General features: G+C 65.5%; 24 protein-coding genes and 1 pseudogene. 8 read left to right on the top strand and 17 right to left on the bottom strand.

Annotated features, from left to right (window positions below; all coding sequences use genetic code 11):
- Positions 1-541, top strand: a 541-nt coding sequence (locus tag SE92_RS14190) for a glycosyltransferase (protein ID WP_157095880.1), incomplete at its 5' end; no start/stop codon positions are given.
- Positions 542-745: 204 nt separating this feature from the next.
- On the opposite strand, the pseudogene SE92_RS14195 reads toward SE92_RS14190, so the two are convergent.
- From SE92_RS14195 to SE92_RS14205, 3 genes and pseudogenes are all read right to left on the bottom strand, one after another.
- A pseudogene (locus SE92_RS14195) lies at positions 746-1,697 on the bottom strand (oxygenase MpaB family protein).
- A 92-nt stretch (positions 1,698-1,789) separates the two neighbouring features.
- Positions 1,790-2,938: a patatin-like phospholipase family protein gene (locus SE92_RS14200; RefSeq protein ID WP_063196344.1), complete on the bottom strand. Its 1,149-nt coding sequence runs from the start codon at positions 2,936-2,938 to the stop codon at positions 1,790-1,792.
- Positions 2,939-3,008: 70 nt separating this feature from the next.
- The gene (locus tag SE92_RS14205; protein WP_063196345.1) at positions 3,009-3,833 is read right to left on the bottom strand and encodes a 3-hydroxybutyrate dehydrogenase; all 825 of its coding nucleotides are present in this window, start codon (positions 3,831-3,833) and stop codon (positions 3,009-3,011) included.
- A 177-nt stretch (positions 3,834-4,010) separates the two neighbouring features.
- On the opposite strand from SE92_RS14205, the gene SE92_RS14210 reads away from it, so the two are divergent.
- A complete protein-coding gene (locus SE92_RS14210; protein WP_063196346.1) occupies positions 4,011-4,892 on the top strand; it encodes a LysR family transcriptional regulator in 882 nt (293 codons plus the stop codon).
- 175 nt (positions 4,893-5,067) lie between these two features.
- Here SE92_RS14210 and SE92_RS14215 read toward each other — a convergent pair whose 3' ends face one another.
- Entirely contained in the window at positions 5,068-5,784 is a 717-nt protein-coding gene (locus SE92_RS14215) for a peroxiredoxin-like family protein (protein ID WP_063203516.1), read from the bottom strand.
- An 83-nt stretch (positions 5,785-5,867) separates the two neighbouring features.
- Complete coding sequence (locus SE92_RS14220) at positions 5,868-6,152, bottom strand: hypothetical protein (protein WP_063196347.1); 285 nt, start codon at positions 6,150-6,152, stop codon at positions 5,868-5,870.
- A gap of 237 nt (positions 6,153-6,389) precedes the next feature.
- Here SE92_RS14220 and SE92_RS14230 point away from each other — a divergent pair, with 237 nt between their 5' ends.
- Positions 6,390-6,872: a cupin domain-containing protein gene (locus SE92_RS14230; RefSeq protein ID WP_063196349.1), complete on the top strand. Its 483-nt coding sequence runs from the start codon at positions 6,390-6,392 to the stop codon at positions 6,870-6,872.
- Positions 6,873-6,961: 89 nt separating this feature from the next.
- Positions 6,962-8,164, top strand: a complete 1,203-nt coding sequence (locus SE92_RS14235; protein ID WP_063196350.1) for an MFS transporter — start codon at positions 6,962-6,964, stop codon at positions 8,162-8,164.
- Here the strand turns inward: SE92_RS14235 and ccoS are convergent.
- The 10 genes from ccoS to SE92_RS14285 all read right to left on the bottom strand — a co-directional run bounded on the left by ccoS (position 8,161) and on the right by SE92_RS14285 (position 17,622).
- Positions 8,161-8,328 carry a cbb3-type cytochrome oxidase assembly protein CcoS gene (ccoS, locus tag SE92_RS14240; protein ID WP_063196351.1) on the bottom strand — a complete coding sequence of 56 codons (168 nt, stop codon included), beginning with the start codon at positions 8,326-8,328 and terminating at the stop codon, positions 8,161-8,163. The two genes, SE92_RS14235 and ccoS, sit on opposite strands and share 4 nt — an antisense overlap.
- Positions 8,328-10,517, bottom strand: a complete 2,190-nt coding sequence (locus SE92_RS14245; protein ID WP_063196352.1) for a cation-translocating P-type ATPase — start codon at positions 10,515-10,517, stop codon at positions 8,328-8,330. The genes ccoS and SE92_RS14245 overlap by 1 nt, the downstream gene beginning before the upstream one ends.
- Before the next feature lie 11 nt (positions 10,518-10,528).
- Positions 10,529-11,014, bottom strand: a complete 486-nt coding sequence (locus SE92_RS14250; protein WP_063196353.1) for a FixH family protein — start codon at positions 11,012-11,014, stop codon at positions 10,529-10,531.
- Positions 11,015-11,029: 15 nt separating this feature from the next.
- Complete coding sequence (ccoG, locus tag SE92_RS14255) at positions 11,030-12,496, bottom strand: cytochrome c oxidase accessory protein CcoG (RefSeq protein WP_063196354.1); 1,467 nt, start codon at positions 12,494-12,496, stop codon at positions 11,030-11,032.
- Positions 12,497-12,618: 122 nt separating this feature from the next.
- Positions 12,619-13,494 (bottom strand): cytochrome-c oxidase, cbb3-type subunit III, encoded by an 876-nt coding sequence (gene ccoP, locus SE92_RS14260; protein ID WP_063196355.1) that lies wholly within the window; start codon positions 13,492-13,494, stop codon positions 12,619-12,621.
- 6 nt (positions 13,495-13,500) lie between these two features.
- Positions 13,501-13,665: a CcoQ/FixQ family Cbb3-type cytochrome c oxidase assembly chaperone gene (locus SE92_RS14265; RefSeq protein WP_063196356.1), complete on the bottom strand. Its 165-nt coding sequence runs from the start codon at positions 13,663-13,665 to the stop codon at positions 13,501-13,503.
- 13 nt (positions 13,666-13,678) lie between these two features.
- Positions 13,679-14,413 (bottom strand): cytochrome-c oxidase, cbb3-type subunit II, encoded by a 735-nt coding sequence (gene ccoO, locus SE92_RS14270; protein ID WP_063196357.1) that lies wholly within the window; start codon positions 14,411-14,413, stop codon positions 13,679-13,681.
- A gap of 10 nt (positions 14,414-14,423) precedes the next feature.
- The gene (gene ccoN, locus SE92_RS14275; RefSeq protein ID WP_063196358.1) at positions 14,424-16,073 is read right to left on the bottom strand and encodes a cytochrome-c oxidase, cbb3-type subunit I; all 1,650 of its coding nucleotides are present in this window, start codon (positions 16,071-16,073) and stop codon (positions 14,424-14,426) included.
- A 255-nt stretch (positions 16,074-16,328) separates the two neighbouring features.
- Positions 16,329-16,754, bottom strand: a complete 426-nt coding sequence (locus SE92_RS14280) for a CBS domain-containing protein (protein ID WP_063196359.1) — start codon at positions 16,752-16,754, stop codon at positions 16,329-16,331.
- 34 nt (positions 16,755-16,788) lie between these two features.
- The gene (locus tag SE92_RS14285; protein WP_063196360.1) at positions 16,789-17,622 is read right to left on the bottom strand and encodes a universal stress protein; all 834 of its coding nucleotides are present in this window, start codon (positions 17,620-17,622) and stop codon (positions 16,789-16,791) included.
- 198 nt (positions 17,623-17,820) lie between these two features.
- On the opposite strand from SE92_RS14285, the gene fixL reads away from it, so the two are divergent.
- The 4 genes from fixL to SE92_RS14305 all read left to right on the top strand — a co-directional run bounded on the left by fixL (position 17,821) and on the right by SE92_RS14305 (position 21,221).
- Positions 17,821-19,338, top strand: a complete 1,518-nt coding sequence (fixL, locus tag SE92_RS14290; RefSeq protein ID WP_063196361.1) for a sensor protein FixL — start codon at positions 17,821-17,823, stop codon at positions 19,336-19,338.
- Between the two features lie 3 nt (positions 19,339-19,341).
- Complete coding sequence (gene fixJ / locus SE92_RS14295) at positions 19,342-19,959, top strand: response regulator FixJ (protein ID WP_063196362.1); 618 nt, start codon at positions 19,342-19,344, stop codon at positions 19,957-19,959.
- 43 nt (positions 19,960-20,002) lie between these two features.
- Positions 20,003-20,419, top strand: a complete 417-nt coding sequence (locus tag SE92_RS14300; RefSeq protein ID WP_063196363.1) for a response regulator transcription factor — start codon at positions 20,003-20,005, stop codon at positions 20,417-20,419.
- Positions 20,420-20,522: 103 nt separating this feature from the next.
- Positions 20,523-21,221 carry a helix-turn-helix domain-containing protein gene (locus SE92_RS14305; RefSeq protein WP_063203517.1) on the top strand — a complete coding sequence of 233 codons (699 nt, stop codon included), beginning with the start codon at positions 20,523-20,525 and terminating at the stop codon, positions 21,219-21,221.
- A gap of 78 nt (positions 21,222-21,299) precedes the next feature.
- On the opposite strand, the gene SE92_RS14310 is transcribed toward SE92_RS14305, so the two are convergent.
- Together SE92_RS14310 and SE92_RS14315 are read right to left on the bottom strand one after the other, a co-directional pair.
- A complete protein-coding gene (locus SE92_RS14310; RefSeq protein WP_063196364.1) occupies positions 21,300-22,586 on the bottom strand; it encodes an MFS transporter in 1,287 nt (428 codons plus the stop codon).
- A gap of 23 nt (positions 22,587-22,609) precedes the next feature.
- Complete coding sequence (locus tag SE92_RS14315; protein WP_063196365.1) at positions 22,610-23,128, bottom strand: PRC-barrel domain-containing protein; 519 nt, start codon at positions 23,126-23,128, stop codon at positions 22,610-22,612.

The following is a 23,128-nucleotide window of genomic DNA, read 5'->3' on the forward strand; positions in this document are numbered from 1 at the left end:
CGGCCCGATGTTCGGCATCGTCGCCCGCCTCGTGCACCAGAAGGGCATCGACCTCGTGCTGTCGGCGGCCGACGAGATCGTCGATGCCGGCGGCCAGATCGTGGTCACCGGTTCGGGCGAGCCCGCGCTCGAGCAGGCCCTGATCGACGCGCATCGCCGCCGCCCCGATTCCATCGGCGTCGTGATCGGCTTCAACGACGCCCAGGCCCGCCGCATCTTCGCCGGCAGCGATTTCACCCTGATGCCGTCGCGCTTCGAGCCCTGCGGCCTCAGCCAGATGTACGCCCAACGCTTCGGCTCGCTGCCGATCGGCCACCAGACCGGCGGCCTTGCCGAGACCATCACCGACGGCGAGACCGGATTCCTGTTCGCCAAACCTTCACGCGATTCCTTCCTCGGCGGCGTCCGCCGGGCCTTCTCGGCCTTCATGACGCAGGACCAACTCGACACCATGCGCCGCAGCGCCATGGGACGGTCGTTCTCCTGGAGCATTTCGGCGGGAAGCTATAGCGCGCTGTACCGGAAGCTGGCGTCGGTGTGAGGTAGGCTCCTCGCAATGACGGCGTTGAGAGAGTCTGCGCTCCACTCCGGCTTCGTGCCCCGGACGCAGCGCAGCGTCTCTTCGACGGTGCGCTGCTGAGCCGGGGCCCATGATGCGCCGGAGTTCGTGGCCCCTGGGTCCCGGCTCTGCGCCGCAACGCGCTTTGCGCGTTGTGGCTTGTCCGGGACACGAGAGATCAGGCTTTCACCCCTTCCCGCGCATGTCCATCTGCGGCCGACCGATCCAGGCGCGGTTGAGGCAGCGGGTCATCCAGTCCAGTTGCGGCTCGCCGCGCAGGCGCGCCTGCGCTTCCTGGTAAGGACCGACAGTGCGCAGCCGATCAGGCAATCCTGGATAGACGCGCCTGATCCACCTCAGCGCATTGTCGGCAGATCTGACGTCGCGCGCATCAAGCTCAAATCCGAACCCGATGCGCAGGCGTTCCGGCAACATCCGCGCCGTCAGCGCGCGATACCATCGCGGCGGCCGCAACCATGGACGCGCGCCGCCAAGGATGTGCGCGGCGATCTCGCGTGCCGCCGGGCTGACGGTCAGCGTCTCCGACTGCGCCATCGCGGCAGTGTAGGCCGTGAAGCCCGCCCAGTCCGCCGGCAGATCTTCCGCCGTCAATCCGAACAAGGCGCCGAACAGCCGGCTCTCGGCCCAGTAACGCTCGCGCTCCTCCGCCGAGAACGGCGGCAGCACCAGGTCGTGCGCCATCAGCGCGGACTCCACGAGCGTCGCTTGAACCCAGCGGAGCGACGGGATGTCGTTGGCGCAGTAGCGCGAACCTGCCGCGAAGGGCCCGACGGTCTCGGGCATCTCTCCGACGATCATGCCGTGGCGCCGGTGCAGCTGGCGCGACGACAACAGCGCCCGGTCGAGCGAGCCAAACACCATGGCAAAGACGATGTCGAAGGTGCGATGGAAGCGGCCGATCGGATCAGCACAACGTGCTGGAATGCTCGGCGATGGCGGCAGCGACCCAAGGGTGGGCCAGCTGCAGCAACAACGCGCGGCCGGCGCCGAGAAAGACGATGGCCTCGCGGTCGATCCGCCAGGTCAGCGTGTCAGGGCCGAACACTCCGGCGACCGGCCCCGCTGCGCAAGCGCGGACCTGATCGAGGGCCGCTTCAAGATCCTTCTCGACGACCAATGGCAAGCCTCGCGACGACGATGCCGCGACAATAGCCCAGACTGCGCGCCTCCGACATCGTCACCACAACAAAACAATCACAGGCGAAGCCACTACTCCGCCGCAATCGGCAACACGTCCGTATGCTCGTGCAGCACTACCCCAGTGAGTGGATCGAATTCGCCGATCCACGGTCGGCGTTCGAGCACGGACCGCGTATGCGTATAGCCGGCGTCCCAGCGCCGCATGATGCCGGACGGGCTGAAGTCGATGTCCTTGGTATGGGTCTCGCGGTCGAGCTGCGGCGCCAATAGCCGCACGACGTGCATCCGTGTCGGACAGCCGTAGCTGGTCAGTTCCCTCACCGCCGGGTCGCGGCGCTCGCTCTCGGAAAGGCGCGCGGCGAGCTGGTTGATGACGTGGCGCAGCCGATGGGCCTGCTGCTGGCGGGCAATCTGGCTCGCGATGCGGCTGGAGTATTGCACGTCTTTGTGCCGGTTCAGTACCTCCGCCATCGTCGTCGGCTCCGCGCCGACGGGATTCCACAGATGCACGGCGAAGATCAGCGAATCCTTGCGCGGATTGTCGTCGAACACGGCTTCGGTCGGGGTGTTGGACAGGATGCCGCCGTCCCAATAGAGCTCGCCGTCGATACGCACAGCCGGAAACGCCGGCGGCAATGCGCCGGAGGCCATGACATGCTTCACGCTCAGCTCGCCGTCGCGGCTGTCGAAATAGCGCATCTGGCTGCTGCGCACATGCGCCGCGCCGACCGTCAGCCGCGGCGAGCAGCGGTTGACCAGATTGAAATCGACCAGTTCGAGCAGCGTCCTTTCCAGCGGAGCAGTCGAATAGAAGCCGGCATGGTCCGCTCCCAGCGGATAGGAATCTCCCGCATGCGCCAGCGCATTGGGGCGAAAGAAGCCGGGAATGCCGTTGGTGACGGTCGACCAATAAGCCAGCTTGTCGTTGAAGCCGGGAAACGTGGTGCGCAGATTCCAGACCGGATTTTGCTCCATCCGTTTCCAGAATTCCTTCAAATGCGCCAGCCGCTGGCCGGGCTCGTTGCCTGCGATCAGGCTCGCATTGATGGCGCCGATCGAGGTGCCGATGATCCAGTCCGGCTCGATCCCGGCCTCGTGCAACGCCTGGTACACCCCGGCCTGGTAGGACCCGAGCGCGCCGCCGCCCTGGAGCACGAGTACGACCTGGCCCGGCAGATCCGTTCTCTTGCCTTGCGTGTTGTCCTGCATGCGGTTCATGTCTTGCTCCCTGTGAGCTTGCACCGATCGAATATTCGCGGCACGCGGCGGCTTGTTACGGCGGCCCATCTCAATGCGCGGTCCAGCCGCCATCGACCGGAAGCGCGACGCCGGTGATCGACGCGGCCGCGTCCGTCGACAGGAACACCGTCAGCGCGCCGAGCTCCTCGACCGTGGCAAAGCGCTTGTTCGGCTGCTGCGCGAGCAACACGTCGCGGATTACCTCGTCGCGGGAAATGCCGTGTGCCTTGGCCTGCGCGTCGATCTGCGCTTCCACCAGCGGGGTATAGACGTAGCCGGGACAGACCGCGTTGCAGGTGATGCCTTGCTCCGCGGTCTCCAGCGCCGTGACCTTGGTCAGACCGACGATGCCGTGCTTGGCGGCGACATAGGCCGCCTTGAACGGCGAGCCGACCAGACCGTGCGCGGAGGCGATGTTGATGATCCGGCCAAAGCCGTTCTGGCGCATCGCCGGCAGCGCGAGCCGCGTGGTGTGAAAGGCCGAGGTCAGGTTGATCGCGAGGATCTGGTCCCACTTCTCGACCGGAAACTGGTCGAGCGGCGCGACATGCTGGATGCCGGCGTTGTTGACGAGGATATCGAGCCGGCCGGATTGCGCCACCGTCGCCGCGATCATCTCGGCGATCGATCTCGGCTTCGTCATATCGGCCGGAGAATAGCTCGCCTTGACGCCGAACTCGGCGACGATCTGCTCGCGGGTCCGACCGATCTCGGCGGCAACACCGAGACCGTTCAGCACGACATCGGCGCCGGCCGCCGCCAGGGCACGTGCGATGCCAAGACCAATGCCGCTGGTCGAGCCCGTGACCAGCGCGACCCTGCCGGCGAGCGCGCGCGCAGGTTGGGATGTCTGCGACTTCAGCGGTATATTCATGACACGGTCTCCGTTGGCGATGACTGGGCTTCCAGCCTTCGCAAGACTTGGAGGATCGCCAGCCCAAACGGAAATACCGGCTGGCTTCCGACTCCATACGTGCGCGCTATTGCGGGCGGGATGTCATTTCCCGTTCCGATCGGCTAGATTTGAGCCCATCTTGCTGGGAGCCGATCCATGGAAATGCACCAGGTCCGCTATTTCCTCGCGGTCGCGCAGCTGCTCAATTTCACGCGCGCGGCCGAGGAGTGCAACGTCACGCAGCCCTCGCTGACACGCGCGATCAAGCAGCTCGAGGCCGAGCTCGGCGGCGACCTGTTTCGCCGCGAGCGGCCGGCGGCGCAATTGACCGAGCTCGGCCAGCGCATGCATCCGCTGCTGAAGCAGTGCTATGACGCCGCCGCCGGCGCGCGCTCGCTCGCCTCCTCGTTCAAGAGCGGTGAGATCGGTGCGCTCCGCATCGCGCTGACGCATTCGATCGATCTGGCGTTGTTGATCCCTCACCTCAACGAGATCAGGCGGCAGTTCAACCGGCTCGAGCTGCGCTTCCTGCGCGGCACGAGCCGCGAGGTCGGCGAACTCCTCAAGAAGGGGGAAGCCGAGCTCGGCATCGCCGCCGAGATCGACGAGGCCTGGGACCGGCTCGATGTCTGGCCGCTGTTCACCGAGAGCTTCGATCTCGTGGTCGGCGACGGACACCGTCTGGCCGGCCGCAACAGCATCGATTTGGAGGATCTGCGCTCCGAGCAATTGCTGGGCCGGACTTTCTGCGAGCACGCACGCCGCATCGCCGCGAGCCTGCGCGAGCACGGCATCGAACACGGCCACGAAATCTCGAGCGAACGCGACCTGATCGAGCTGGTCGAAGCCGAGATCGGCATCGCCATGGTGCCGCACACCTCGCCTCTGCCGGAAACGCTGACACGCGCCACCGTCACCGGGCTGGACACCCGCCGCACCGTCAGCCTCTACGGGGTGGCCGGCCGGCAGCGCACGGCGGTCGCCAACGCCGTGATGCGCATGCTGCGCGGCGCCGACTGGCGGGAAATCGCGGGGTAGCGGGGATCTCTTCCTTCTCCCCTTGTGGGAGAAGGTGGCGCGAAGCGCCGGATGAGGGGTTGCCTCGGCGAATTCAACTCTGAGAGGCCTGCGAGCGGAGAGAGAACCCCTCACCCGTCTCGCCGCTTCGCGGCGAGCCACCCTCTCCCACAAGGGGAGAGGGGAAAAGCGGGCGCTAGTTCTCCCTGCTCGCGCTCTCCAGCGCCGCGAGCAGATCGTCGATCTCCATGCGCTTGCGGAAATCGGGGTCGACGAAGCGCGCTTTCACGATGCCGTCGCGGCCGACCACGAACACGGCCGGGATCGGCAGCATCCAGCCGTCATTGCCGTGGAATTTCGCCATGTCCTGATACGACAACAAGCCCTGAATCTCGGCGCCGAGCCAGATTGCGAGATTGAGCGACAGCGCATAGCCGTTGTCCAGATCGGTCAGGATCGGAAACGGCGCGCCGGATTCGGCCTTGAGCTGCCGGGTGTATTCCTGCGTCTCCGGCATGACCGCGACAACCTGCGCCCCCATCGCCTTGATGCGATCGAGCGCCTGGACCACGGCGCGGACATTGAGCCGGCAATAGGGACACCAGTGGCCGCGGAAGAACATCACGGCGAGCGGACCGCGCTCCAGCAGCGCAGGCAGCGTGACGAGATGGCCGCCCTCGTCCGGCAGCATGAACGGCGGCATCGCATCGCCCGGACGCGGCGCGGTCTCGCCGCCGCCATTGCCGCCCAATCTCGCCACCAGGCGGTCGACGGCCTCGCCATAGGCCGGAAAGACCGCGCGGCTGGCATCGGCATAGGCGCGGAGCTGCTCGTTCAGCGTGCCGTCCATGTCGCGGCAGCGCTGGAAGGCAAGCTTGAGCTGTTCGGCATCGGCTGGCGAGAGAGATGTCATCTTCTGCTCCGGCATTGCATTCGGTGAATATTAGTTTCCCGGTTCGGCCGCCCGCAAGGGGCGGCCGCGATGCCAGGACCGGTTCAGTTCACGTAGAAATTGCCGGTCGGATCGAGCCGCCCCGAAGTATAGTACATCGATCCGTTGCTCATGAAGAAGACGGTGTTGTCGGGCACCTTCTTGGCGTTCTTCATCATCGCCTCGTGGTTCTTCTCGGCCGGGGCCATGGCCATCGCCGACATCTTGCCGGGCCCGCCATAGACATAGGCCATGCCGGCCTTGAAGTCCCAGGCGGCCTCCGAAAAGGCCGAGGTGGCGATGACTGCAAACGCTGCGGTGGCGATCAGGGTCTTGGACAATTTCGGCATGGGGTGCTCCTCCCGATTGACATGAACGCCCGCCAATGGGCGCTCCGTCATCGGACGCCGAATGCCACAAAAGCGGAAATGCAATTGCCCAATCGGATCGATAGCCGCCGCGCATCGAGATAGCGCGGCGCTATCGCATCGAGAGCGAGCCGGCATTTCAGCATGGACGCAATCTCGACGAAGCTCCCGTCATAGCCGGCGACCAGCGGGGTCGCGGCCAACACAGGAGACTCATCCATGTTCAGGAGCCATGCCTTGTCGCGTTTGATCTGGCCCGGCCTTGCCGCCGCCGCCGCGCTGACGCTCTCGGTGCAGCCGGCCGCCGCCGGCGAATGTCCGGCCGGCAAGATCAAGCCGAACGCCCAGCAGATGGTCGACTACAAACCCGTCGGCGTCACCGACGTCACGCTGGGCGCGATCGACCTCGGCAAGCAGCCGGCCCATATCGAGGGGCGCGAGCTGCGCTTTCGCAAGCTGACCATCGAGCCCGGCGGCATTGTGCCCTGGCACAGCCATGACGACCGTCCCGCGCTGATCTTCGTGCAGCAGGGTGAGATCGTCGAATACGCCTCCAACTGCGTCGACCCGATCGTGCACAAGGCCGGCGACATCCGCCCCGAAGTCAACGGCACCTCGCATTGGTGGAAGAACCTCGGCAAGGAGACCGTCGTTCTCTATGTCGGTGACGTCCGCAAGGATCCCAACGACCACCACATGTAACGAGCGCCTCCAGCCCCAGCGCACTCGTTACGAGATGTGGCGCCCGGGATGCCCCACCCCGGGCGCCGCATCCTTACAGGACAATCGCCATGACCGATCTTTCCACGCCAATCAAACCGGCCGCGATGACAATGGAGGCGCACTCGCCGGGCCTTTGGCTGCGCTCGCTCGTGATCGGCCTCACCGCGTTCCTGACCGTCGTCGATCTCTTCGCGACACAGGCGATCCTGCCCTCGCTGACGCGGCATTACGGCGTCACGCCCGCGGCGATGGGCTTTGCCGTCAACGCCAGCACCTTCGGCATGGCCGCAGCCAGCCTCGTCGTCGGCTTCCTCAGCCCGCACATCAACCGGCGGACCGGCATCCTGCTCAGCCTGGCGTTGCTGGCGATCCCCACCAGCCTGCTGGCCTCGGCGCCAAACCTTGCCGTCTTCACCGCCTTGCGGGTCGCGCAGGGCCTCTGCATGGCGTCCGCCTTCGCGCTCACCCTCGCCTATCTCGGCGAGCAATGCAGCGCGATGGACGCCGGCGGCGCCTTTGCCGCCTACATCACCGGCAACGTCGCGAGCAATCTCGTCGGCCGGCTGATCTCCGCCGCCATTGCCGACGGACTCGGCCTTGCCTGGAACTTCTATCTGTTCGCAGCGCTCAATCTGGCCGGCGCGGTGCTGGTCTATTTCACGATCCGGCGCGTGCAGCCGATGCACGCGATGATGCCGGCGGCTTCGCCGCTTGCCGCCATGATCGCGCATTGGCGCAATCCGCCCCTTCGCGCGGCCTTCGGCATCGGCTTCTGTATCCTGTTCGCCTTTATCGGCACTTTCACCTTCGTCAATTTCGTGCTGGTGCGGCCGCCGCTGGCGCTCGGCATGATGGATCTGGGCCTGGTCTATTTCGTCTTCCTGCCGTCGGTCGTCACGACGCTTCTGGCCGGCAGGGTGGCAGCGCGGCTCGGAACGCGGCCGACGATCTGGGGCGCGCTCGCTATCGCCGGGCTGGGCCTGCCCTTGATGCTGATGCCGCATCTGGGCGCTGTGCTCGCCGGCATGGTTCTGGTCGGCGTCGGCACATTCTTCGCGCAGGCGGCCACGACAGGGTTCGTCGGACAGGCGGCAACCGACAACCGCGGCATCGCCAGCGGGACATATCTTGCGTGCTATTTCTGCGGCGGACTGGTCGGCACGGCCGTGCTCGGCCGGCTGTTCGACAGCTTCGGCTGGCAGGCCTGCGTCATCGGCATCGGCCTGGCTCTTGCAGCCGCAGCGTGGCTTACTTTGGCGCTGAAGCGCTAGCGCTTGGCTGGGGCTTCCTGCGGCGGCTCGTCGTCGGCAATGGCGCGCCAGGCCGCGCCGTCGAGATCGTCGTATTGGCCGCTCTTGAGCGACCACAGAAATGCGACGAGACCCGCGCCTCCGAGCATCAGCGCCAGCGGGACCAGGATGACCAGGATTTCCATCACACGATCTCCCGCGAGGCGCTGCGGGCACGCAGCGAATTCAGCATCACCAGGATCGAAGATCCGCTCATGGCAGCCGCCGCGATCAGAGGCGTCACGACGCCGCTGATTGCGACCGGCACGGCGAGCACGTTGTAGCCGATCGCGAGCCAGAGGTTCTGCCGCATCAAATGCAGCGCCTTGCGCGAGGCGTCGATGGCGGCGACCACCGGCGCCAGCGGCCGGCCGAGAAAGACGAGGTCGGCGGTGGCCTGGCTCAGATGCGCGGCCGAGATCGGCGACATCGAGACATGGGCCGCCGCGAGCGACGGCGCGTCGTTCATGCCGTCGCCGACCATCAGCACCTTGGCGCCGCGCTGCTTCAATTCCTCGATCCGGGCGATCTTGTCGGCCGGGGTGACCCCGGCGCGCCATTCGGGGATTTCGAGCGCATGGGCAGCCGCCTTCACCGCCGGCTCGCGATCGCCGGAGAGAATCTCGATGCCGATGTTGCGCGCCTTCAACGCTGCGATCACGGCCTGCGCATCCGGGCGGAGCCCCTGGCGTACCGACAGCACGAACTTTTCGTTGCCCTTACTGAAGGCGACGATGGAAGCTTCGGGATCGACCGTGGCCCTGCCGACCAGCGTTTCAGCGCCGCAGAAGGAGGGGCGGCCAAGGCGAAGCTCGACGCCGTCAACGGTCGCACGAACACCCTGCCCGGCCTCTTCGACGGCACCGACCACAGGCGACTTGGCGCCGGCGGCCTGCGCCACGGCGGCGGCGACCGGATGATGGCTCGACAGCGCGAGCCGGCCGGCGAGCTCGAAAATGTCGGCGGGGATGTCGGCGGCATTCATCACTTCGAGATCGGGCAGCGTCAACGTGCCGGTCTTGTCGAAGATGACGTGGTCCGCCTCGGCCAGCCGTTCGATCGCGTCGCCGGAGTTGAGCAGCACGCCGGACTTGAACATGGCGCCGGAGGCGATGGTCTGCACCGTCGGAATGGCAAGGCCGAGCGCACAGGGACAGGTGATGATCAGCACGGCAACGCCGGTCACGATCGCATCATGCCAGGACGCGCCTGCAACCACCCAGCCGAGGATGGTCAGAAGCGCGGTCGCATGCACCACCGGCGCATAGAGCCGAGAAGCACGGTCCGCGAGCCGCATGTAGCGCGAGCGCGCCTGCAGCGCGTTGTCGAGCAGCCGCGTGATCTCGGCAAGCAGCGTCGCCTCGGACGCGGCCGAGACCCGCACCCGCAGTGTGCCGGAGATGTTCATCGAGCCGGCATAGACCGGCGTGCCCTGCTCAGCCGTAACATAAAGCGTCTCGCCGGTGATCAGGCTCTGGTCGATTTCCGATCGCCCCTCGATCACGGTACCATCGACCGCGCAGCGCTCGCCGGGCCTGAGCAGCACGATGTCGCCGGGATGGATCGCGGCCACCGGCACCTGGGAAATTTCATCGGCGCCGATGAACTTCGCGGCCGTCTCAGCCTTCAGCGCCGCGAGATTGCCGGCGACGGCGCGGGTCCGCCGCCGCATGTTCTGGTCGAGGAAGCGGCCGACCAGCAGGAACGTCAGCAGCATGATCGCCGCGTCGAAATAGGCGTGCTCAGCGTGATGGATGGTCTCGACCACGGACATGCCGAGCGCCAGGATCACGCCGATCGAGATCGGCACGTCCATGTTGGTGGTCTTCGCCGACAGCGCGCGCCAGGCCGAGCGGAAGAACGGCTGGCCGGCATAGGCCGCCGCCGGCAGCGCGATCAGCGCCGACAGCCAGTGGAAGAAGTCGCGCTGCTCGGGCAGCATGTCCGAGACGTTGCCCGACCACACCGGGATCGACAGCATCATCACGTTCATGGTGGCGAACGCGGCGACGCCGAGGCAGCGCAGCAGGAAGCGCGATTCGGCCACCTCAGCCACCTCCGCGCTCTCGGTCTCGAACGGATAGGCCTTGTAGCCGAGCTCTTCGAGCCGGTCGATGAAGCGACCGGGGTCGAGCGTGCCCGCCTTCCATTCCAGCGCGACGCGGCGGTCGGTGAGATTGACCCGCGCCAGCGTGACGTCGGGAATGGCGGACAGGCCGCGCTCGATCTTGGCCATGCAGCCGGCGCAGTGAACGCCTTCGACCGCGAGGTCGATATGCTGGACCCCCTCGCCCGCGTCGCGAACATAGTGGGAGAAATCGCGCGTGACCTGCATGACAAAATCCTTCAGTTCAGGATCACGCGGTTGCGCGACATGAACACGCGCGTCCCCCGCGCCTCACCCTCGATCACCAGGTCCCACTGGCCCGGCGCGACGGAGGCGGCATCGCCACGATAAAGGCCGATGCCGGCTTCGGTGAGCTCGACGGCGAGATCGGCGCGCTTGTCGGTCGGCCGCTCCAGGCGTCCGCCGAATTTCAATCCGGAGATCGGCTGGCCGCCGGCATCGCGGGCTTCGACCTGGACCATGGCGCCGCCATCGTTGCGGCGCTCGATATGGGCGTTGACCTTCCATTTGCGCGAGGCCTGCTCATGCGCCGCCGAAATCTCGCGGTCGTAGGTCAGGCCGGCGGCATAGGGGCTGTCGACGTCGGTGCCGGGCAGCGTCGCGATCGCGAGCTTCATCATGGTGACGTTGACGCCGATCACGAGGCCGAAGAAAGCGACCAGCATCAGGAAGACCTTGGTTCCGGTCAGCGGCTTGGATGACATGACGCTCTCCTGAAATTACGGCGCGACGAAATTGTCGGTGGCGGTCGCGGCGACGCCGAGGCCGATATCCATGACGTGGAAGCGGACCGGTATGGACTTCTCCGGATTGTTTTCGGCGGGCGCGGTGACGAGCAGCCGCAACTCGCTGGTGGAGTCGCGCGGGATCACGATGATCGGCCGGTCCGGCGTCACCGAATCGGCACCGACGACGTGCATCGTCGGGTTGACCGGCCCCTCGACGTCGATGGCGATGGCACGGTCGTAGCCGCTCTTGTTCAGCAGGCGCACGGTGTAGGCGTTGCGGATCGAACCGTCGCTGAGCTTGACGGCGACCGGATTGCGGTCGTGCAGCACGTTGACGTCGAGCAGGCTGCGGGTCGCGAGCATGTAGATCATGAAGCCGCCGATCGCCGCGATGATGGCGCTGTAGACGATGGTGCGGGCCCGGACGATCCGGTAGATCGGCGCCTTGCCTTCCTGGCGGCGGTGGATGTTGATGTCGTTGTCGTAGCCGATCAGCCGCTTCGGCCGGCCGATCTTGGTCATCACGTTGTCGCAGGCGTCGATGCAGAGGCCGCACTGGATGCATTCCATCTGCGGTCCGTTGCGGATGTCGATCCCGGTGGGGCAGACCGCGACGCACTGATAGCAATCGACGCAATCGCCGACCTGCTCGCCGAGCGCGCGCAGCTCGGCAGCCTTCTTGACCGAGGTGCGCTTCTCGCCGCGGTCGTAGCGGTAGGTGACGTTCAGCGCCCATTCGTCGGTGAGCGCGGCCTGGATCCGCGGCCACGGGCACATATAGGTGCAGACCTGCTCGCGCATGTAGCCGGCGAATACGTAGGTCGTCGCGGTGAGGATGCCGATCCAGATATAGGCGATCATCGGCCCCTGGAACGTGACGAGCTCCTTCACCAGGGTCGGTGCGTCGTTGAAGTAGAGCACCCAGGCGCCGCCGGTCCACCAGGCGATCATGAGCCAGATCGAATGCTTGAGCACGATCTCGGAGATCCGCTCGAGCTTCAGCGGGTCGGACGATTTGTCCTTCTTCATCCGCTCGCGCCGGTCGCCCTCGATCAGGCGTTCGACGGCGTAGAACAGGTCGGTCCACACCGTCTGCGGACAGAGATAGCCGCACCAGATGCGGCCGCCGACCGAGTTCATCAGGAACAGCGCCACCGCGGCCACGATCAACAGGCCGGTAAAGTAGTAGACCTCCTGCGGCCACAGCTCGATGAAGAAGAAGTAGAAGCGGCTGTTGGGAAGATCGATCAGCACCGCCTGGCTGGGGGCGCCGAGGCCGCGGTTCCAACGCACGAACGGCAGGAAATAATAGACGCCGAGGCAGATCGCCATCAGGCTCCATTTGATCCGGCGGAACGTCCCGGAGACGCTCTGGGGATAGACCTTCTTGCGGGCCGCGTAGAGCGGCCCGACGTCGTCCGCAGGCTTGAGTTCGTTCGGGTTGACGGTCTTGTTCATCGCTTGGAACTTCTAAAAAGAGGTGCGATTAAACCTAGACCAGACACCGCCGCGTCAGTTGATCCAGCTCAAACGGGGGCACTTTTGTTCACCCCCGTCTGAACCTGAGAGCCGCCGCGCCGCTATTTTCCGCCACCCAGCGAGTGGACGTAGACCGCCATCGCCTTGATGGTGGCGGGATCGAGCCGCCCTTCCCAGGCCGGCATCACGCCGGCGCGGCCTTGGCTGATGGTCTCGATCAGAGCCGCTTCGTCGGAGCCATAGAGCCAGATCTTGTCGGTCAGGTTCGGTGCGCCCATCTCCTGGTTGCCCTTGCCGCCGTCGCCGTGGCAAGCAACGCAGTTTTCCGCGAAGATCTTCTCGCCCTTGGCCTTGTCGAAGCCCTGGCGGGTCGGCAGGCCCGATAGCGACCGCACGTAATTGGCGACCGTGACGATCTCGTCCGGCTTCAGTACGCCGTCCTTACCGAAAGCGAGCATCTGGCCCTCATGCGTCTTGGCATGACCGGAACGCGCGCCGAACTGGATGGTCTGCATGATCTGGTCGAGCGTGCCGCCCCACAGCCAGTCGTCGTCGTTCAGGTTCGGATAGCCCTTGGCGCCGGCCGCGCCGGAGCCGTGGCAGGGCGCGCAATTGTCGCCGAACACGGTCTTGCCCTTGGCGCGAGCGAGCGCCAGCAAGGCCGGGTCCTTCTCGATGTCGGCGAGCGAGGCCGCGCCCAGCGCCACCATCTTGTCACCGCGGATCTTCTCGAGGTTGGCGAGCTCGACCGCGACGTCCGCGCGCGAGGAATAGCCGAACATGCCCGTGGTGTTGCTTTGGATCAGCGGCCAGGCCGGATAGACGACCCAGTAGCCGATCGCCCAGACGATGGTGAGGTAGAAGGTGATCACCCACCAGCGCGGCAGCGGCGTGTTCAGCTCCTTGATGCCGTCCCACTCGTGCCCGGTCGTGGACTTGCCGGAGACGGAATCGATGTCGCTAGAATGATCGGTCATGGTTCTCTACTCCTCCCGCAAGGGCAGGTGCGCTGCTTCGTCGAACGCAGCCTTGTTACGGGGCCAAAATGCGTAGGCGACGATCGCGAGAAAGATCGCGACGAACACCGGCGTCCAGATCGTGGTCACGAGACCGGACGCGAGATTGTCGAGTGTCAGGATGGCTTTCATCGTTGATGCCTTCTCAGCGAAGATTGGCTTTCTCGTTGTAGATCTTGAAGTCGACCAGGGTGCCGAGCATCTGCAGGTACGCGATCAGCGCGTCCATCTCGGTCGGCGTGCCGGTCTTGCCGTCGAAATTGCGCACGACGGCCTTGGCGTAGCGCTTGTTGAAGGCATCGGTGCCGGCGTTTTCCGGGTCGGCCTGCGCCTTCAAATCCGCGCCGGCGCTGGCGATCTGATCGTCCGTGTAGGGGACACCGACGGTCCGAAGCGTGCGCATGTGGTCGGCGATGGTGTCCGGATCGACCTCGTTCCGGCTGAGGAACGGATAGCCGGGCATCACCGACTGCGGCACGATCGCGCGCGGGTTGGTCAGATGGGTCACGTGCCAGTCGTCGGAATATTTGGCGCCGACGCGGGCGAGATCGGGACCGGTGCGCTTAGAGCCCCACTGGAACGGGTGGTCGAACATGCTCTCGGCGGCGAGCGAGAAGTGGCCGTAACGCTCGACCTCGTCGCGCAGCGGCCGGATCATCTGCGAGTGGCAGAGATAGCAGCCCTCGCGGACGTAGACGTTGCGCCCGGCGAGCTCCAGCGGCGTGTAGGGCCTGACCCCGTCGACCTTCTCGATCGTGCTCTTGAGGTAGAACAGCGGGGTGATCTCGACGAGACCGCCGATCGCGATCACCAGCAGGATGCCGACGACCAGGATGATCGAGTTCTTTTCGAAGACTTGATGACGTGTCCAGAATGACATTTTTTGCTCCTCATTCCGCCGGCTGAAGAGCGACGGGCATCTGGACTTCCGCCTCGCCGACGCGAACCGTCATCCAGAGATTATAGGCCATGATCAGCGCGCCGATCAGGAACAGCGCCCCGCCGGCAGCGCGGATGATGTAGAAGGGATGCATCGCCTCGACGGTCTCGATGAAGGAGTATTCGAGGAAGCCGAGCGAAGTGTAGGCGCGCCACATCAGGCCCTGCAGGATGCCGGACACCCACATCGCCGAGATGTAGAGGACGATGCCGAGGGTCGCGATCCAGAAGTGCCAGTTGACCAGCTTCAGACTGTAGAGCTCCTTGCGATTCCAGGCCCACGGCACCAGGCAGTAGAGCGCGCCGAAGGAGACGAAGCCGACCCAGCCGAGCGCGCCGGAATGCACGTGGCCGATAGTCCAGTCGGTGTAGTGGCTGAGCGAGTTGACCACCTTGATCGACATCATCGGGCCTTCGAAGGTCGACATGCCGTAGAAGGCGACGGAGACCACGAGCATGCGCAGCACGGGGTCGGTGCGCAGCTTGTCCCAGGCACCGGACAGCGTCATCAAGCCGTTGATCATGCCGCCCCAGGAGGGCATCCACAGCATGATCGAGAACGTCATGCCGAGCGTCTGAGTCCAGTCCGGCAGCGCCGTGTAGTGCAGATGGTGGGGACCGGCCCAGATGTAGAGGAAGATCAGCGCCCAGAAGTGGATGATCGACAGCCGGTAGGAGTAGATCGGCCGCTCGGCGCGCTTCGGGATGAAGTAGTACATGATGGCGAGGAAGCCGGCGGTCAGGAAGAAGCCGACCGCGTTGTGGCCGTACCACCACTGGAACATGGCGTCCTGGATGCCGCCCCAGGCGACGTAGGACTTCGAGCCGAACACCGAGACGGGGAGCGCCGGGTTGTTGCCGAGATGCAGCACCGCGATCGTCACGATGAAGGCGAGATAGAACCAGTTCGCGACGAAGATGTGCGGCTCCTTGCGCTTGATGACGGTGGCAAGGAAGACGAGCAGGTAGACGACCCAGACGATGGTCAGCCAGAGGTCGGCATACCATTCCGGCTCGGCATATTCCTTCGACTGGGTGACACCGAGCAGATAGCCGGTGCCGGCGATCAGAATGAAGAAGTTGTAGCCCACCACGACGAACCAAGGCGCGAGATATCCGGCGAGGCGTACGTGGCAGGACTTCTGCACCACGTAGAACGAGGTCGCGATCAGCACATTGCCGCCGAAGGCGAAGATCACCGCGGAGGTGTGCAGCGGCCGCAGGCGGCCGAAGCTGGTCCAGGGCAGATCGAAGTTCAGCGCGGGCCAGGCCAGCTGCGAGGCGATGATGAGGCCGACGAGGAAGCCGGCAATGCCCCAGAACACCGCCATGAAGGAGGAGAACTTGATCGGGCCCATGTTGTAGTTCGGGCGACCGTTGATCTCCTGCGGTGGCAGCGCCGCCGGACGATCGAGGTAGCGGTTGACGATGACGAACACCGCGGCGAGGCTCGCCGCCGCGCTGAGCGCGGCATGGAAGGCGAAGGGCGCATCGAGCGCCTTGGCCGAGGCGATCACGCAGAGGAAGGCGGTGACTGCGAACACGACAGCCAGGCCGCTTTCACCGATGGTCATGGATTTGGAAATGGAGGGCTGGCTCATGCGGATTCTCTCTGAAAGAACACAGCGCCAGAAACCACATCCACCCTCACCGGGAATTGATTGAAATCAAGAGCGGCACTTAAGTTCGTCGCACCCGGCAAGGCCGTGCTGGTTTCCTGCAGATTTTCGCGCAAAGTCCGGTGACGTGCCCTGCTCCGCTCACGCGTCGGGAAACAAGTCCTCGCGACGCTCAGACGAAAACAGCCTCCGTAGAATCACGGAAGCCGTTTTCGGTTGCCGACCCGGGCGGCTCTGTCAGTCGCGCGCCGTAGCCTTGAGCGCCGCGATGACGTCCTCGCGGGCGATGATTCCGGCCAGCTTCTGCGCGCTGTCGAGCACGATGATGCTCCTGATGCGGTGTTCGACCATGATCTGGAGCACGCGCGTCAGGCGCGTGTCGGGACTGACATAGATGAACTCGGGCGTCATGACGTCGCCGACCTTGCGGCTCATCAGGTCGTGATAGCGGGGCAGCATCTGAGTCGGCGTGAAGGCGAAGCACTTCAGGATGTCGAATTTGGTGACGATGCCGACCACCTGCCCGTCGTCCTCGACCGGATAGGAGTTGAAATCGTCGGCCTCGAACATCTCACTGAGCTGGAGCAAGTCGCGGTCGCGCTGCACCGCCTTGACGTTGCGCGTCATGTAGCCGTCGACGGTCTGTTCAAGAAATTTGTACACGGCGCGTCCTCCTCGATTCGATTCCGGCCGACCGTCAGTGCGACAGCAGCACGCTGCGGGCGGTCTGCGTGACCAGATACTGGGTGACGCCGCCCAGGATCAGCTCACGAAACCTCGAATGACCATAGGCGCCCGCGACGATCAGGCCGGCATCGACGTCGCCGGCGACTTTCTCCAGTTGCGCAGCGGCGGTTTCGGTCCGGGCGCCTTCGCAGATGCGCGCCGTCGCGGTGACGCCGTGACGGGCGAGCCAGGCGGCGACGTCAGTGACCCCGGCGGTCACGACCGCACGGTCCTCGTCGCGCTCCGGAATCGTGGCGATGGTGACGTCCCTGGCCTTGCGCAGCATCGGCAGCGCATCGACCACCGCCCGCCGCGCCTCAGGCGTGTCCTTCCACGCCACCAGCACGCTGCGCAGGTCGAGCCAGTTGGCGCGGTCGGGGACGACGAGAAGCGGCCGGCCGGCCTGCATCACCAGATCCTTGGGGCTTGCGAGCGCGAACGCATCGGAGAAGGCCGGGCTCTGCCCGCCGCTGACGATGATGTCGGCGCAACGCGCCTGTGCCAGGGCGAATCGCGCCGGAAAGTCCATGGCGCTGCGCCACTCCGCATGTCCGCCACGATTCTTGGTCGCGGCACGGAATTGCGCCTCGAGGCCAGCCAGCCGCCGCTTGATCGAAGCTTCGCCCTCGTCGATCAGCGCTTGCGCCTCGGCGCCGTCGGTGAAATAGAGCGGCGGCGCAAACTGCGCCGCGGCGACCCCGACGATGGCCGCCTCGAATCGCTCGGCCAGTTCACCGGCGACCTGAAGGCGCGCCTCGTTGGACTGATCGAGCGCCAGGCTGACCATCACCGTCGCGTATGTCATCGGAATTCTCCTGCAAAGACTTCAATGAAATCTACGCCAGCCTCCGCATATCGGGATGAGATAGATCAAGGAGGCCGCCGGCGCCGAATCGTGCCGTCAAGCGGCGAGCGACAGAACTTGCCTCCGGCCCGGCCTTAGGCGACATTAGGGGAGCGGTAACCGCATCCGGAGCCGCCGCATCAGGACGAGGAGCATCATTTGTCGCCGACCCGCGTAACGCACTCGCAGGACGACGGTCGAGGCGAACGTTTTCGCGTTCGGATCGAAGGGTTTGGCGTTGGTACCTGGGATCTCGACCTCGCAACGCGGGAATTGGACTGGTCGGAGACCGCCAGGGCTCTGCTCGGCGTCGAAGGGGATCAGCCGGCGAGCTACGAGCTGTTCCTGTCGCGGCTTCAACCCGCGGACAGAGAGCGGGTCGAGAGCGCAATCAAGCGAGTTTCCGAGCGTGGCGGCAGCTTCGACGTGTCTTTCAGGGTCGCCAATGCCTCCGGCAGCGGGCAGTGGATCCGCGCCCGGGCCGGACTCATTCGGGACGAAGCCGGCGCCGCCCGTCATCTCAGCGGCATCTTTCTCGACATCGACGAGGAGAAGCAGGTCGAGGAGGCGCTGCGCACACGCGAGACCCACCTCCGCTCCATCCTCCAGACGATTCCCGACGCCATGATCGTCATCGACGGCCACGGCATCATGCAACTCTTCAGCACGGCGGCCGAGCGCCTGTTCGGCTGGTCCGAGCACGAGGCGATCGGCCAGAACGTCAGCATCCTGATGCCGGAGCCCGATCGCACCCGCCACGATGGCTACATCGCTCGTTACCGCACGACCAACGATCCGCACATCATCGGTATCGGCCGCATCGTGACCGGCAAGCGGCGTGACGGCGCGACCTTTCCGATGCACCTGTCGATCGGCGAGATGGAATCCGGCGGCGAGCCCTATTTCACGGGCTTTGTTCGCGACCTCACCGAGCACCAGCAGACCCAGACAAGGCTGCAGGAATTGCAGTCCGAGCTCGTCCACGTCTCGCGGCTGACCGCGATGGGCGAAATGGCCTCCGCGCTCGCGCACGAGCTCAACCAGCCGCTGGCGGCGATCAGCAACTATATGAAGGGATCGCGGCGCCTCCTCGCCGGAAGCAGCGATCCCAACGCGCCGAAGGTCGAAAGTGCGCTGGATCGCGCTGCCGAGCAGGCCTTGCGCGCCGGCCAGATCATCCGGCGCCTGCGCGACTTCGTCTCCCGCGGCGAATCGGAGAAGCGCGTCGAGAGCCTGTCCAAGCTGATCGAGGAGGCCGGCGCGCTCGGGCTTGCTGGCGCGCGCGAGCAGAATGTGCAGCTCCGCTTCAGCCTCGATCCCGACGCCGATCTCGTCCTTGCCGACCGCGTGCAGATCCAGCAGGTGCTGGTCAATCTGTTTCGCAACGCGCTCGAAGCCATGGCGCAGTCACCGCGGCGCGAGCTTGCCGTCGCCAACACCCGTGTCGCCGACGACATGATCGAGGTGGAAGTCTCCGATACCGGCTCGGGCTTCCGGGACGACGTCATTCCAAACCTGTTCCAGACCTTCTTCACCACCAAAGACACCGGCATGGGTGTGGGGCTCTCCATCAGCCGCTCGATCATCGAGGCTCACGGCGGCCGCATGTGGGCGGAGAGCAACGCAGCGGGCGGAGCGACATTCCGCTTCACCTTGCCGGCAACCGACGAAAGCTGATTCATGACGATCAAGGGACACGTCTACGTCATCGACGACGACGCCGCGATGCGCGATTCGCTGAATTTTCTGCTGGATTCCGCCGGATTCGACGTCACGCTGTTCGACGACGCACTGGCCTTTCTCGATGCCCTGCCCGGCCTCGGCTTCGGCTGCGTCGTCTCTGACGTGCGCATGCCCGGCCTCGACGGCATCGAGCTGCTGAAGCGGATGAAGGCGCAGCAAAGCGCGTTCCCGATCCTGATCATGACCGGCCATGGCGACGTGCCGCTCGCGGTCGAGGCGATGAAGCTCGGGGCGGTCGATTTCCTGGAAAAGCCGTTCGATGACGACCGCCTCACCGCCATGATCGAATCGGCGATCCGCCAGGCCGAGCCCACCGCCAAGAGCGAGGCCGTCGCGCAGGACATCGCCGCCCGCGTCGCGTCCTTGAGTCCCAGGGAGCGACAGGTCATGGAAGGGCTGATCGCGGGCCTGTCCAACAAGCTGATCGCCCGCGAATACGACATCAGCCCGCGGACCATCGAGGTCTACCGGGCCAATGTCATGACCAAGATGCAGGCGGGGAGCCTCTCGGAGCTGGTCCGGCTGGCAATGCGCGCCGGCATGCTCAACGATTGAGGCAGGTCAATCCCCCGTCCCGGCGCTGTGCTAGCCTAGGTGGATGATCGAGGTCGGTTCACATCATGAGCGGGCGTCGTCCTCAGCGCCCCGCACCGTCTATGTGGTCGATGACGACGCCGCCGTCCTGGGGTCCCTGCGGTTCCTGCTGGAAACCGATGGTTTCGCCGTGCGAACTTTCCGGAGCGGCACGGCGCTGCTCAATGTCGGCGGCGCGCCCGGACCGGATTGCTACGTCATCGACTACAAGATGCCGGATATCAATGGCATCGAGCTGGCCGGCCATTTGCGCGAATCCGACCGCGACGTGCCTGTGGTCCTGATCACTGGCTATCCCGACGAGAACATCTCGGCCCGGGCAGCGATGGCGGGCATCAAAGACGTGGTTTTGAAGCCGCTTCTCGACGAAAACCTGGTCAAGTGCATTCGCCACGCCATCCAGGCCCGCCCCCGCGCCTGACCTACGGGATTCTACGTAAGGCACCCCCCTTAAGATATCGCTCTAAATTTTCGAAGCCCCGGATACCGCGTACCAAGGCGTCATCACAACGGAGATGGCGCAGATGCTCACCCAGACCCTCAACACCCAGGCGATCAACACCCAGATCGTCGGCAAGATCGCTCCCGCCCATCCCGTTACCGACCAGTTCGGTGCCATCGCCGGCCATGTCGGCCTCGTCGCCACCGAATTCTCCTACCGCAAGGACGAGGAGATTTATGGCGAAGACGAACCGTCCGAATATGTCTACCAGGTCGTGTCAGGCGCCGTGAGCAGCTACAAGCTTCTGTCCGACGGTCGCCGCCAGATCGGTGCCTTCCATCTTCCCGGCGACGTGTTCGGCCTCGAATCCGGTCCCACTCACCGCCTTGCCGCCGAAGCCATCATCGACACCACCGTGCGTCTGGTAAAGCGCGCAAGCCTCGAGAAGGCCGCCGGCACCGACGTCCAGGTCGCCCGCAAGCTCTGGGCGATGACCGCTGGCGAGCTGCGCCATGCTGAAGACCACATGCTGCTGCTGGGCCGCAAGACCGCGATGGAGCGCGTTGCGACCTTCCTGCTCGAAATGGACCGCCGCCTCGCCGTTGCCGGCATGATGGCGCTGCCGATGTGCCGCCGCGACATCGGCGACTATCTCGGCCTCACCCTTGAAACCGTGTCGCGCGCGCTGTCGCAGCTTCACAGCCAGGGCATCCTGGGCTTCTCCGGCGCCCGCCAGATCGTGCTGCGCAACCGTCAGCGCCTGCAGCATCTCGACGCCTGATCTTCGACTGATCTTCCTCCTCCCTACGCACTTGGCCGGCCGAACTCGTTTCGGCCGGCCATTTTCTTTCGCCCGCGATCATGCCGTGCGCCGCGTCTCCGGCATCACGAAGAGGATCAGCAAAAGTCCCGTCGCGGCTACGCCGGACAGCCCGATGAAGGCGGTCGCATTGCCGAACTTGTCGCTGACGTAACCACCGAGCACCGTGCTCAGGGACGCGCCGATTCCGGTGGCGGTGCCGACGATGCCCTGCGCCAGGTTGAAATGGCCGCTGCCAAAAGCGACGTCGGCCACGATCAGCGGAATCATCACCGCGAACACCGCCGCGGTGATGCCGTCGAACACCTGCACCGCGACCAGCAGATAGGGGTCGCGCACGGTCGCAAACAGCAGGCCGCGAATCGCCAGCGCGCCGAATCCGATCAGAAGCAACGGGCGCCGGCCCCACGCTTGCGCCTTGCGGCCGACCGTCGGCGACAGCAGCGCCACGATCGCCTGCGGCACGACAATGCAAAAGGCGACGAGCACCGTCGCCCACTGGGCGGACCGCGCCGTCACGGCGCTTGCCATCAGCGGCATCATCGAGGCGTTCGCCAGTTGCAGCAGCAGCACGCTGAGAGCGAAGACGATGAGCGGACGCTGCCGGACCAGATGCCAGAGATTGGTGTCGCCACGGTCGGCCGCTTCAGGCGGCATCTCGCCGTGGCAGCGCCTGATGTCGACCTCATTCTCGCGGATGCGCGAGAGTGCGATCAGCGTCGGAATTGCGAGCAGGAAGGTGACCAGGAAGACCGAGCGGCTCGACAAGAGATAGCCCGCGGTGCCCATCACGGCCGCTGCGACGCCGTTGCCAAGCGAGGCAAAGCGCGCATTGCGGCCGAGGCGCTCGCCGATCGCGAACGGGCCGACCAGACCAAGGCTGATCGCCGCGATCGCCGGCCCCAGCACGCAGCTCGCCGCCGCGTGCAAGGTGGCCGCAGCCACCACGACGGGGAAGATCGGCATCGCAGCATAGGCCAGTGCGCAAGCGCCGATGGTCGCGATCGCGAGGGCGGCGACCAAGCGCTCCGATTTCGCGGCATCGATGATCGCCCCGCCCGGCATCTGGCCGATCAAGGCGACGATCCCGCCGATCGACAGCACGAGGCCGATCTCGACCTGGGTCCATTTCTGGGTGGTCAGGTAGACCGCGATGAAGGGGCCGAATCCGGTCTGGACGTCGGCGAGGAAGAAGATGAACCAGTCGAGGCCGCGCAGGCTCTGGCGCGACGGCGCCGGAATGCCGGCAGCCGATGGCGCGGCGACGTTGTCCTGCTCAACGTGGCCATCGCGATCTGCTCGGTTCGGCTTCCTCGACAACAGCACAGGCGGTCAACCCTCCCCGCGCCTCACTGGATCGCTTGCAACGGTTGAAGGCTGCCGGACGCGCCGAGCACGACGATCGGCGTGTCTTCCTTGTATTCCGGCGCGGCCGCGACCTGCGCCTTGGTCAATTCCAGCGTGATGCTGTCCTTCTTGTTGGCGATCTTGCCGAACCGCAATGCGTTCCAATCGACCACGATCTTGCGGCTGCCGACGCCGAGAAACCCGCCGAAATCGATTGCCGCGGCGCGGACATGGCCGGTACGGTCGACGATGACGTCGACGATGCGGCCCATGTCCTCCCCGGCAGCGCTGCGCACGTCGCGGCCGAGCACGCCGTGGGCCTCGCTCGCGCCGATGATGGTCACCGAAGGCGGTGGGGCGGCGTCCTTCGGCGTGACGGGCACGGTCGAGGCCGGCGGCTGGGTCGCCGGCGCGTTCGCCTCATTCGCGCCTGCGGGCGGCTCGTCTGCGGCATGCGAGGTGGCGACCGCCAGATTCGCGACGATCACCAGGCCAAAAATCAATGCTCCGACCGCACGCAT

The organism is Bradyrhizobium sp. AT1 (assembly GCF_001590795.1).
Lineage (GTDB): Bacteria > Pseudomonadota > Alphaproteobacteria > Rhizobiales > Xanthobacteraceae > Bradyrhizobium.